12 protein-coding genes and 2 tRNA genes are annotated in these 12,246 nt (G+C 48.5%); 1 reads left to right on the top strand and 13 read right to left on the bottom strand.

The window, feature by feature from the left end:
* Positions 1–8 precede the first annotated feature (8 nt).
* The 3 genes from nusA to GM298_RS07810 all read right to left on the bottom strand — a co-directional run bounded on the left by nusA (position 9) and on the right by GM298_RS07810 (position 2,276).
* The gene (gene nusA, locus GM298_RS07820; protein WP_003861798.1) at positions 9–1,511 is read right to left on the bottom strand and encodes a transcription termination factor NusA; all 1,503 of its coding nucleotides are present in this window, start codon (positions 1,509–1,511) and stop codon (positions 9–11) included.
* A gap of 28 nt (positions 1,512–1,539) precedes the next feature.
* Positions 1,540–1,992 (bottom strand): ribosome maturation factor RimP, encoded by a 453-nt coding sequence (gene rimP / locus GM298_RS07815; protein ID WP_014833432.1) that lies wholly within the window; start codon positions 1,990–1,992, stop codon positions 1,540–1,542.
* Between the two features lie 207 nt (positions 1,993–2,199).
* Positions 2,200–2,276, bottom strand: a tRNA-Met gene (locus tag GM298_RS07810).
* Positions 2,277–2,563: 287 nt separating this feature from the next.
* On the opposite strand from GM298_RS07810, the gene argG reads away from it, so the two are divergent.
* Positions 2,564–3,910 (top strand): argininosuccinate synthase, encoded by a 1,347-nt coding sequence (argG, locus tag GM298_RS07805; RefSeq protein WP_095450611.1) that lies wholly within the window; start codon positions 2,564–2,566, stop codon positions 3,908–3,910.
* 187 nt (positions 3,911–4,097) lie between these two features.
* Here argG and GM298_RS07800 read toward each other — a convergent pair.
* The 10 genes from GM298_RS07800 to GM298_RS07755 all read right to left on the bottom strand — a co-directional run bounded on the left by GM298_RS07800 (position 4,098) and on the right by GM298_RS07755 (position 12,237).
* Positions 4,098–4,184, bottom strand: a tRNA-Leu gene (locus GM298_RS07800).
* Positions 4,185–4,193: 9 nt separating this feature from the next.
* Positions 4,194–4,526 carry a preprotein translocase subunit SecG gene (gene secG, locus GM298_RS07795; RefSeq protein WP_045284760.1) on the bottom strand — a complete coding sequence of 111 codons (333 nt, stop codon included), beginning with the start codon at positions 4,524–4,526 and terminating at the stop codon, positions 4,194–4,196.
* A gap of 209 nt (positions 4,527–4,735) precedes the next feature.
* The gene (locus tag GM298_RS07790) at positions 4,736–5,911 is read right to left on the bottom strand and encodes a M23 family metallopeptidase (RefSeq protein ID WP_259567033.1); all 1,176 of its coding nucleotides are present in this window, start codon (positions 5,909–5,911) and stop codon (positions 4,736–4,738) included.
* A complete protein-coding gene (locus GM298_RS07785; RefSeq protein ID WP_262783786.1) occupies positions 5,908–6,747 on the bottom strand; it encodes a prepilin peptidase in 840 nt (279 codons plus the stop codon). Before GM298_RS07785 ends, GM298_RS07790 begins: the two co-directional genes overlap by 4 nt.
* A gap of 45 nt (positions 6,748–6,792) precedes the next feature.
* Positions 6,793–7,572, bottom strand: coding sequence for a hypothetical protein (locus GM298_RS07780; protein ID WP_266153886.1), 780 nt, complete (start codon positions 7,570–7,572; stop codon positions 6,793–6,795).
* Between the two features lie 64 nt (positions 7,573–7,636).
* Positions 7,637–8,665: a type II secretion system F family protein gene (locus GM298_RS07775; RefSeq protein WP_266153885.1), complete on the bottom strand. Its 1,029-nt coding sequence runs from the start codon at positions 8,663–8,665 to the stop codon at positions 7,637–7,639.
* A complete protein-coding gene (locus tag GM298_RS07770) occupies positions 8,649–10,007 on the bottom strand; it encodes an ATPase, T2SS/T4P/T4SS family (RefSeq protein WP_262783807.1) in 1,359 nt (452 codons plus the stop codon). Before GM298_RS07770 ends, GM298_RS07775 begins: the two co-directional genes overlap by 17 nt.
* Positions 10,008–10,189: 182 nt before the next feature.
* The gene (locus GM298_RS07765; RefSeq protein WP_252087444.1) at positions 10,190–10,807 is read right to left on the bottom strand and encodes a hypothetical protein; all 618 of its coding nucleotides are present in this window, start codon (positions 10,805–10,807) and stop codon (positions 10,190–10,192) included.
* Complete coding sequence (locus GM298_RS07760) at positions 10,795–11,691, bottom strand: hypothetical protein (RefSeq protein WP_262783789.1); 897 nt, start codon at positions 11,689–11,691, stop codon at positions 10,795–10,797. Before GM298_RS07760 ends, GM298_RS07765 begins: the two co-directional genes overlap by 13 nt.
* A gap of 3 nt (positions 11,692–11,694) precedes the next feature.
* Complete coding sequence (locus GM298_RS07755) at positions 11,695–12,237, bottom strand: pilus assembly protein (RefSeq protein WP_095450585.1); 543 nt, start codon at positions 12,235–12,237, stop codon at positions 11,695–11,697.
* Positions 12,238–12,246: the final 9 nt, after the last annotated feature.

Genomic DNA, 12,246 nt, shown 5'->3' with positions numbered 1-12,246 from the left:
ACAGTTTATTACGCTTCGTCGCCGAACCAGCAAATATTACGTGCGGCCATGATGAGCTCGCCGGCTTTCTCGTCGGTTAAACCTTCGATATCAGCCAGGTCATCAACGCCTTGCTCGGCGAGATCTTCCAGCGTACAAACACCACGGGCAGCCAGCTTGAACGCAATCGCACGATCAAGACCTTCCAGATTCAGCAGGTCATCAGCCGGCTTTTTATCGCCAAGGCTTTCTTCCTGAGCCAGTGCCAGGGTGGTCAGTGCGTTTTTAGCGCGTTCACGCAGGGCTTCAACGGTTGGTTCATCCAGACCGTCGATTTCCAGCAGCTCTTTCATTGGCACATAGGCCAGTTCTTCCAGCGTAGAGAAACCTTCTTCAACCAGAACAGTGGCGAAATCTTCGTCAATATCCAGGTATTTAGTGAAGGTATCGATCGCCGCATGGGCTTCAGCCTGATGCTTAGCCTGCAGGTCATCAACGGTCATCACGTTGAGTTCCCAGCCGCTCAGCTGTGACGCCAGACGTACGTTCTGACCGTTACGGCCGATTGCCTGCGCCAGGTTGCCCGCTTCAACAGCGATATCCATAGTGTGTTTGTCTTCGTCAACAACGATAGACGCCACATCAGCTGGAGCCATTGCGTTGATCACGAACTGCGCCGGGTTGTCATCCCACAGAACGATATCAATACGTTCGCCGCCCAGCTCAGTAGAGACTGCCTGGACACGCGCACCACGCATACCGACGCAAGCACCGACCGGGTCGATACGCTTGTCGTTGGTTTTCACCGCAATTTTCGCGCGGGAGCCCGGATCGCGAGCCGCCGCTTTAATTTCGATAACTTCTTCACCGATTTCCGGTACTTCGATACGGAACAGTTCAACCAGCATTTCTGGTTTAGAACGGGTCACGAACAGCTGCGCACCGCGCGCTTCTGGACGGACAGCGTACAGAACACCACGGATACGGTCGCCTGGACGGAAGTTTTCACGCGGCAGCATATCTTCACGCAGGATCACGGCTTCAGCGTTACCCGGCAACCCTTCGGATTTGATCTCCAGGGAGATGTTGTCGCGGTTCACTTTTTTCACCACGCCAGTGATGATTTCGCCTTCCTGATCGCGGAACTGATCGACAACCAGCGCGCGCTCGGCTTCGCGCACTTTCTGCACGATAACCTGCTTGGCGGTCTGGGTGGTGATACGGTCGAAGGTCACAGATTCGATCTGATCTTCAACGTAGTCACCCACGTTCAGACTCTCGTCTTCAAAACGTGCCGCTTCCAGCGTGATCTCTTTGGTCGGCTGGGTCACTTCTTCAACGATTACCCAACGACGGAATGTATCGAAGTCACCGCTTTTACGATCGATTTCTACGCGAACATCGATCTCTTGCTCGTATTTTTTCTTGGTTGCTGTAGCCAGTGCACTTTCCAGCGCTTCGAAAATCTTCTCACGCGGCAGTGATTTCTCGTTGGAGACGGCTTCAACAACAGCCAAAATTTCTTTGTTCATCGCGGGCTTTTCACCTCAATCCAGACTGTTAAAAGTGGGGAACCAGGTTCGCCTTCTGGATATTACTCAGCGCGAACACTTCATCTTTGCCTTCGACTGTCACCGTGATCATCTCACCATCAACGGCTTTGATAATTCCCTGCCATTTACGGCGGTTCTGTACGGCCATACGCAGAACGAGAGCCACTTCTTCACCGGTAAAGCGCACATAGTGCTCGGCCGTGAACATCGGGCGATCGAGGCCAGGTGAGGAAACTTCCAGGTTGTACGCAACGGTAATCGGATCTTCAACATCAAGAACCGCACTCACCTGGTGGCTGACATCAGCACAATCATCAACATTGATGCCATCTTCACTATCAATATAGATGCGCAGCGTCGATGTACGGCCGCGAACGAATTCGATGCCGACCAGTTCGTAGCCCAGTGCTTCGACCGGTGCAGTAATCATCTCTGTTAATTTTTGCTCTAATGTGGACAAGCCCACCCCCAAGACATAAAAAAAGGGCGTAAAGCCCAGTTATTCTGTAGTCAGATAACAAAAAACCCCGATAAATCGGGGCTTTAGATAACTGAACCCTATAGCCACAACTGTGGCCTGGAGCACTCTCCGAAAGAAATTTTTCAAATCCAGCTACGAAGGCTCTAAGTCTTCACAGTATATTTGAAAAAGAACTTTATGGGAAAGTGGTTGCGGGGGCCGGATTTGAACCGACGACCTTCGGGTTATGAGCCCGACGAGCTACCAGGCTGCTCCACCCCGCGCCTGAAACGTGGCAAATTCTACGCGTTTTGGACAGAATTTGCAAATAATGCTGGGATTTGGTACCGAAGACGGGACGTAAAATCGGCGTTTAGTATATTGATAGTTGACCCCACCTGTCAAGGCGACATCCGCCAGACAGAACAGACCAAAATTTTTACAAAAAACGCACGAGTCTCTTCCGGTCTTCGCCAAAAGATGATTAAATGAATACTCACTTATTTTGCATAAAAATGCACAAGAGAGCGAAAGCGGTCTCTAATCAGTCAATCAAGCAGGGTTTTATTCTATGACGACGATTCTCAAGCATCTTCCGGTAGGACAACGTATTGGCATCGCTTTCTCAGGCGGCCTGGATACCAGCGCTGCACTGCTGTGGATGCGCCAGAAGGGAGCGGTTCCGTATGCATATACTGCGAACCTGGGTCAGCCGGATGAGGACGACTATGATGCCATTCCTCGTCGCGCAAAAGAGTATGGTGCAGAGAACGCGCGCCTGATTGACTGCCGTAAGCAACTGGTCGCCGAAGGTATCGCGGCGATTCAGTGCGGTGCGTTCCATAACACCACCGGCGGCCTAACCTATTTCAACACCACTCCGCTGGGCCGTGCGGTCACCGGCACCATGCTGGTTGCCGCCATGAAAGAAGACGGCGTAAACATCTGGGGTGACGGTAGCACCTATAAAGGCAACGATATCGAACGTTTCTATCGTTATGGCCTGCTGACCAACGCCGAACTGCAGATTTACAAACCGTGGCTGGATACCGATTTCATCGACGAGCTGGGTGGCCGTCATGAGATGTCTGAGTTTATGATCGCCTGCGGTTTTGACTATAAGATGTCAGTCGAGAAGGCCTACTCTACCGACTCGAACATGCTGGGTGCGACGCACGAAGCAAAAGATCTGGAATTCCTGAACTCCAGCGTGAAGATCGTTAACCCGATCATGGGCGTGAAGTTCTGGGACGAGAACGTCAAAATCCAGGCCGAAGAAGTGACCGTGCGTTTCGAACGCGGCCATCCGGTGGCGCTGAACGGTAAAACCTTCTCTGATGATGTTGAACTGATGCTGGAAGCTAACCGTATTGGTGGCCGTCACGGTCTGGGCATGAGCGATCAGATTGAAAACCGTATCATCGAAGCGAAAAGCCGTGGCATCTACGAAGCCCCGGGCATGGCGCTGCTGCACATCGCTTACGAGCGTCTGCTGACCGGTATTCACAACGAAGACACCATCGAGCAGTATCACGCTCATGGCCGTCAATTGGGTAAATTACTGTATCAGGGTCGCTGGTTTGATCCACAGGCGCTGATGTTGCGTGATGCCCTGCAGCGTTGGGTGGCAAGTGCGATTACGGGTGAAGTGACTCTGGAACTGCGTCGCGGGAATGACTACTCCATCCTGAACACCGTGTCTGACAATCTGACTTACAAAGCAGAGCGTCTGACCATGGAGAAAGGCGAATCCGTGTTCTCGCCGGACGATCGTATTGGCCAGCTGACCATGCGTAACCTGGATATCACCGATACCCGTGAGAAGCTGTTCAACTACGTTGAGAACGGTTTGCTGTCAGCCAGTTCCGGTAATGGCCTGCCGCAGGTTGAAAACCTGGAGCACAGCGACAAGAAGTAATCGCTGATGTGACATGCAAAAGGCGCCCAAGAGGCGCCTTTTTTGTAGCCTTCTTAGGCCCGGTAAGCGCAGCGCCACCGGGCAAAAATGGCGGGTGGTGCTGCGCTTACCCGCCCTACAAAAGATTAGATCCACAGAATACAGACGAAAAAAAAAGACGTCTTTCGACGTCTTTCTTCTGGAATATTGGTACCGAGGATGGGACTCGAACCCACAAGCCCGTTAGGGCACTACCACCTCAAGGTAGCGTGTCTACCAATTCCACCACCTCGGTACAGAATACTTAGTGCGGGATATCGCTGGTTGGCTTAGCCGGTGCAGCTGGCTGAGTCTGCTCAGTTTTAGCTGGCGCGCTCAGGTTTTCCCACTCGCTTCCTTTGTTGGTCTTGTTGCTATTGATATTGCCAAGCACCAGACTGATGATGAAGAACAGCGTAGCCAGAATCGCCGTTGTGCGGGTCATGAAGTTCGCAGAACCACTTGAACCGAACAGCGTACCGGAAGCGCCTGCTCCGAAGGAGGCTCCCATATCAGCGCCTTTACCTTGTTGCAGCATGATCAGCGCTACGAGAGCGATGGCTACAATAAGGAAAACAACTAAAAGAGCTTCGTACATAATCAACCTGTTCCTTGCGGATTTGCCGCATACCAATGCTTCGACCAATTAGCAGGATTTTGTTTCCCACTGAAGCGGGTGTGAATACTAACCAAAGCGAATGACCTTCGCAAGGGCATTTTGTTGGCATTTTATCAACTGCGGAAAAAAACAGCAAAAGCGTTTCTTTTTGCCCATTCACGGTGAAAAAAAGGCCACAAAACAATCTACTAATTGTAATCACCCTTCTTCTCTTGCTTAACAAGCTTATATTTTCCATAACGTTTAACTATGCGCCATATGCCTGCATCAGTCTCAACTGGCTCACCCGGGCTGTAAAAAAACGTTCTGGCGCCCACTCGAACGCCTACCTGCATATTTTCCCCTTCTCCACTGATCAGCGCGATCGTGGGAGTGGTAGAGACGGGCCCTGTTTTCGGTTTTGCGGCCTCTTCCTGGGCTGGTTTCCTCTGAGCAACGCTGACGTTAGGCGTCAACGTCGACGCGGAAAGCACATTCATAGGATCCAAAAGCTGCTGATGCTGACTGAGCTCCAGATGAAGATGAGGTCCATTGGTGCGCCCGGTTGCTCCGGATAACGCAATAACATTGCCTCGCAGCACTTTATCGCCTTTAAAAACCTGAACAGAATTTAAATGCAGGTAACGGCTGCTCCAGCCATCTTCATGATTGACGGTAATGTAGAAGCCCGTCACAGGGCCATAACCCGTCTCCACAACATCTCCATCAGCAATGGCCATGACCTGGCTATTTACAGGCGCACGGAAATCAACGCCTTCATGACGCATAAATTGATGCATTATCGGGTGATAGCGCATTCCGTAAGGTGAGGTCACCACGATGTCATGCGTGAGCGGGTAAATGAATGCCTCTTTGGGAATGTCATCCATCAAAGAAGCAGTACGTTGTTGCAATAAAGGCCGCCATACTGGAGGCGAAGCGCTTCGCGTCGGGATCGTCAGATTCAGGACAGAGAAAACATTGCTGGCAGCCTCATCTTCTTCATAGGCGACATCTTCGGCTTCATACGGAGCAACAACGGAAAAGAACCGGGCCAGTGCCATGACGGGTGCGCAGGAAAAATCCCCTCTTTTATAGGGCATGATCTCAGAAGGTAAAAGAGCGAAAGCCTTACGCCATAACGTTGTAGCGCTGATCTGACAGGAAAGCGGCTCGAATCCAATGTACATGGAACGCCACGCCGGGTATGCACGCATGTCAGGAGTACGCGGTATTTGCCCCAACATGGCTAACAAGGTGGGATCATATAAACCAGAAGGGGATAACAGCCTCTGCGTGGCGCGGGTGACAGTATGCTCAGTCGGAGTACTCACGCCATCAGGTGCAAACTGAAACAGAAGTAAATGAAGCAGCAGCGAGATCATAGATGAAGTATCTCCGTATACATCAGGTACACCGACATCACCGCAATCGCCGGGCCGAATGGGATATACACTTGTTTATCTTCTTTAGCCGCGATGAGACGGCAACGAGCGAAGCAATGACGCAGCAGAAAACAAGCAAACCCCAGCAACGCTGATCCGAGAATGAGCATGGCAACGTTCGCTGCCCCCAACCAGGCCGCACAGGCGGCATACAGTTTCACGTCGCCTTTTCCAAAACCTTCACGTCCTTTAATCCGTTGGTAACCTTCGGCCATCAACCAGGTAAAACCCCATATAAAAACAGTGCCCATGACGCTATCTCGCGGAGAGACCGGGATAATATTACGCACAGCGGCGATAAGCCCGGTCCATAACAACAGATACACAAGACTGTCGGGCAGCAAAAACGTGGTGATGTCGATAAGTGCAAGCGTATAGAGCAAGCATAAAAATAGTGCGATGAACGTCAGCTGAACAAGGCTATATTGCGGATAAAGGCAGAATACTAACCCCCAAAAAACCACACCGATTACAGCTTCACTTAATGGATAAATAGCCGATATTGCACAGTGACAATATCGACATTTCCCACGCAAAAGAAGCCAGCTGACAACAGGGATATTATCCCATGGCATCACTTTTTGCTGACACCGGGGACAATGCGATTGCGGCCACCATAAATTAACATCTGGCAGAGTCAACTTTTCTTCATCAGTCGCATTTTCACGCAGCATCATGATGGGTAAACGATAAATGACCACATTGAGAAAACTGCCAATCAGCCCCCCCAGGAGTAATGCCAGCCATGGGTACCAGGGCGTGAAAAAAGCGTCCATGCGAAACTTACCTTCTATAAATATCCATAGTAATTATCTTCAAAGTCATTTACAGTTATTCGGAACCTGTGCCATCTGTGCTTCATTGAAATAGACCAGCCCAGTATAAGGTATGAGATCTTGCCATAAATTGCCGCTCTTACCATCTTTCTGCAGCCAAACATGAATAGCTGAGAGCCAGGTCAGCTTGATTTTAGGAGGTAAATTAACGCCATTAAAATTATTACCCGCGGCAGTTCCCCCCATCGCCGTCAATTCCATCTCGTCGTGCTTCCCTGTCGCTCTGTACTCGAAGAATAAGGGTTCGACATACCCCTTATCTGAAATAGACATAAATGTACCACGGGAAGGAGTGAAAAACTCAACGCGTAATAATTTTAATTTACGGGTAGGCAAATATAGCCATAAAATGCCACCACCACGATAAACTGAATCTGCTAAAACTTTTTTTGTATCATTTTTTAAAGCGGCTTCGTTTACAATGTCATCATAGGCAGAAACCCCCTTACCCACACCTCCCTTTCCACTCTCAATGCAATTCCCATTCTTTCGGCATTTCGGCTGACTTCTGCCATCAGCCAACAGAGGTGACATTGGCCAGACAGGTTTGCCCCCCACCGAGTAAAGATCAAAAAAATCATCCATATGTGGCGTATCATCTCCAGCAATATAGATGACGTTAAATACTGGCTCAGGTGCAAACCGTGCATTCTCCAGATCAGGAATTTGAAATGAAATTGGAAAAAAGGTATCCCAAAGCGCGCAGCGTTTTAACCCGGCACTAAAACCGTACTTTTCCGCCCCCTGTGCGGCCCCCCCCCGCAAAAAAAAGTGCCACCAACAACAGGACTTTTGACCAGATGTTACACTGAAAAATAGTCATCTTTAATTACCCTACTGCATTTTTTGAAAGCGTATCCATCAATGAGAAAAGAGCAACAAAGACCCAAACCACGCTGCCCCCCAAAACAAGCGTCGCTAAATTTTTCAGAAGCCCTGCCAGTTTTTTTATGTACTCCTGAATATGCTCTCTTGAACGCTCTGAAACAGAAAGCAGTACTTCATTGAACGAAGGAAGATCGGCATACAAGCTAACATTCAGCAGTTCTTCCGGCCCCATAAGCCCTGTATCAAGTGCCTTTCCATAATTGATACCATGGGCCATTTTTTCCAGCATGGCGAAAATATGCCATTTCAGCCAGCGATTGGCATTCAACTGGATAATAGCCAGGGCGTCCGTCAGAGGAATACTGTTGCTCAACATGAGCGACAAGTTATTCAGAAAGATCGAAGAGGTCAACTGCCGATAGGTCGAAAAAGGCATTACTTTGTCACAAACTTTATTCCTCATCGTTCCTTTCATATTGGCCATCGCGAAACGTATGAGGATAACCAACAGAACAAATCCAATCAGAATTTTTAGCCAGAGGCCTTCATAAAGTGCAACCCCAAAATGATAAAGGCTCTGCGTAACGCCAGGCCATTTATCAATGGGCACAACGGATGCGAAAGCGGGAAATACTTTCATAGAATAGCCGGCAATCACAATCAGAGATAAAGTGATCATGATCAGAGGAAAGATAAGCGCACCGATGATTTTTTTTCTTAGCTCATCATTATATTTAATAATAGATACGAGCGTAAAAAACCCCTCAGCCAGGCTTCCACTCTTTTCTGCTGCAGTGATGACGCTTAATTCTGAATTCGGAACCAGGCCTTCGAATACCGCGGCTACAGAAGTTTCCTGTTTCATCTGGTTGATCAAACCAAGCAGTCGCTGACTGAAGCCTTTACCCAATAAGGTTTGGCCTTCCTTTTGCAGCTTTTGCATTGAATCATATAAAGGCAGGCCAGCCTTCACCATATCTGCGCAAAACTGGTAGATATAAATTCGCTGCTTTTTAGTGAATTTTTTCAACGATCATCTCCAGGTCTTCATCCGGCAGAACGCCGAATTCCATTGCAAACCATCTGGCATCAACGTATCCCTGCAGAACGTATGCCATCACCTTTTCGCGAATTTCAAATCCTTCCGCAAGCCCGGCGACTTTTTTGCGCTTTTCGCGCCACAAGATATAGACGTTCAGCCACTCCTGACGGGAGATTGCCGCCAGCTCATCGTAGGTAGGCAAGAAATATTCCATCGCCAGCTGACGCCCCCTGATACCGCTGTGTCTGCACTTCGCGCAGCCCTTTGCACCAGCCTGAAAGAGGGTAAAAGTGCGCCCGGCTATCGTTTTTTCCTTGTAAAACTGTTTACATGCCTCACAAAGCACCGGCACCAGTTTTTGGCACTGCAGTCCCGCAATAAACCCCGGCGTCGACAGCTTATCGCTACTGATACCCAGCGCGGACATACGCTGAAGCAGCGAAACGATATTGCCTGCATGTACCGTAGTAAAACAGTAATGTCCGCTCTCTACGGCGCCAGCCAGCGCATTAGCCGACACGTTGTCACGAATTTCCCCAACCATCAGCACATCAGGGTCCCGCCGCAGCGCGGATTTAATCGCCGCATGAAACCCGCCGCCGTCCACGCTGACAACCGAACTTTGCTTCGCGCCGTAGATTTGGTATTCCACAGGGTCTTCAACCGTCAGGAAACAGCCGCGATCGTCGTAGCGGTTAATCTGCAACCACTCCATCAGGTTTTTCAGCGTAGTGGATTTGCCCGAGCCCGTTGTACCGGCAATTACATACGCTCCGTAGGGGTTACTGAGAATACGTTTAAGATCCTCCTTTTCCTCCTGCGAAACGTTAATTTTATCCAGCGAGCCGAGATTATCCTTTTGCAGACCGGAAGGAATAATACGCAGTACGGCATGGTAACAGTCAGCCGTTTCGCCAAAGATTGGGAAATGAGCGTAACGAAAACGATAAGGCTTACCGTTCAGGCTGTATAAAATATTTGCGCTCTGCGGAATAGCGCGGTTCCAGGTGGTATCTCTGGTCGTTGCCTCCACATTATACAAAACGAAAACCATTTCATCGCACTGCTGAGATTTTATTTGCATAAACGGTTTCAGCACACCATTAACACGCGCTTCAAAGACAGCGAGAACATCATTACGTGTAATATGAAGATCGCTTGCGCCCATATTCACCACACGCTGCAAAATATTGACCAAACGCTGCTGGGTATCCGTAACATCAATTTCATTATGCGCAGCATTTATCGCTTTAAGTGATATAAACTCCAGTATATGGAAATAATCATCTTCCGTGACTACGGCCAGGCCAATAACGGGACGTTTATGCATGGATTTCAGGCGCGCTATTTGCAATTCATACTCGAAAAGCTTATTGATATTAATGCCATACACTAATAAATATTCGCCTTCTCCCTGAGCATGAACCGCGCTTATACCGATGCCATCAAACTCATGGTATTCCCACTGTCCAGAAAGTGTTTCTTCCGGCGTGATTCGCTTAAAGCCAACGCTCACGGAACCACTTCCTCGACTTTTAAACCTGCTTCTTTGTCCTTTTTCAGAATATACTGCAGCCCGTCCATAGAGAACATTTCACCGGGCGCGGCATAACGCAACTGGTCGCCGGAATGATTGACAATGGCAACGCGAGCACGCCCGCCAATGACAGATTCCAGCACAACGTGTGGCAGGGCTGTTGCAACTGGCACCGATAGTTTAGCATTCGTTTCCGGCTCGGCTTTACGCACGGGAGCTGCTGGCGAAGCTGGCGCTTTTTTATCCTCACCACGCAACTTGCGAATCTCACTGCGCATTTTCTCAAGTGCGACCTCGTTTTCCAGTTTACGCTTTGCCGACTGAAAAGCGTAATCATCCTCAACCAGCTGCTCGAGCTGCTCCTGTATCGTCATTTGCACCGGCTTCTCCGCTTGCGCTGGCACACTTTCTGCGGTGGATACCGCTGGATTGACATCGCCATGCGGAGGTATTTTTTCCGGCATGGGTTTGGATGACGCAGCTTTCTCTGCGACCTGAGGCACAGTAGGTAAATCTGTAGTTGGCGCGGCGAATGCCAGTTCACCACTGACCAACAATGTCGCAATCACCGCGAAATATTTTACGCTTTGCATATTAATCCTCCGGAAATCTTAATTCCTTGTTTCACTGTCTCAATCTTCCTGATTAAAAAAGCATCCCGATATGCTTGTTTATATAAGGCGAGCTGGGCTGAAATTTCAGCGTTGCTAAAACTCTCCTTAGCCTCGACAAATTCGATACTCCATTCTGAAGAGAGCATCTCATAAGATTTAACTTGTCCTTTTAATTTTTTCTCCAGTTCGCTGACCGGTGATTTTGGCAACATTTTGAAAACGATCTTACCATTCTTCAATCGTTCTTTTCCTGAAGATAAAAAAGAGTTATATGTTTTAATGTAGGAAATAACATCATTACAGACAGGTAACGCTAATGATTTATTTGATTTATAAGCTTTCGCATGATTATTACTTAGAGTTGAAAACTTCATATTATTAAATTCCAGAGATAGCGTACTATCTTTGTCTTTTCCTTTCGCCACCGGGAAAGCAGCCTGGTAAGTTTTATTTAAAAAAATCAACGACGGCTGCGTTAATATCGCACCAGGCTCAAGCTCAAAACGCATATTACATGACTTCATTGAACAGCTATAAGAGACACTTTTAATCGGTAGATGAATTAATCTCAATGGAATATAGCTGCGATGAAGTTCAGCAAGTAAACGAAGTGCGGAATCAATATCAGCACCTTCGAGCGACTTTGCATACCAGTCATGCACTGTGTCAATATCTTTACGTAACTGCTGCGCGGCCTGCAGCTGTTGCGCCTGCACTTCATCGGCAGGCTTTTTGATAAAATAGTACCAGTAACCTGTTCCAGCGCCACAGAGCAGTAAGATAATTGTCAGCAGTATCGCTACGACACGCAACAGGAGTGTCTCGCCGCTTTTTTTCTTCCAGAAATATAAACTTTCCAGCATATCTTACCCCGTAACCAGGAAATGAAGCGCTAACGCCAGGAGAACTAAAAAAATAATCCCACCAACCAGAATTGAGCAAATAATCATCCTGCGACGCCGTTTCATTGAAAGCTGATGCGCCCGACATTTTTCAATCACCACGGAGAGCTGGACTTCAGTGAGCAGCGTGATTTCCAGATGTTCATACTGTTCCGGATGGCGCATTAACTCATCAAACAGGCTGCGCTCAATAAAACAATCCGTTCCACTGACAATCCTGCCGTTATTAATAATCAGCAGATAGGTAAAATTATCATCACCATGGAAAAAATAGATCCCGTCACCAAAAAGATCTTTTATGTAGATGGCGAATGGTTCATAAAGCGTAGAAATTTTCTCACAATATCCTGTCGCCAGTTGACCATTCGCGTCTTTATAGACTAACCGGCGATTAGCCTTTACCATGCCACGAAAAGCAGCTTGCGCGCCCGGCTCCAGATGGCTCATGGACTCGGGTTCCCAAAGAAGACCGGTAAGAATATTATTATCATGTAAAAGCTTATCCATGATGTTTCT

Source organism: Enterobacter sp. HSTU-ASh6 (genome assembly GCF_026319105.1).
GTDB lineage: Bacteria > Pseudomonadota > Gammaproteobacteria > Enterobacterales > Enterobacteriaceae > Enterobacter > Enterobacter sichuanensis.
Note: the sequence above shows the minus strand (reverse complement) of the source record. Positions and strands in the feature narration are given on the sequence as shown.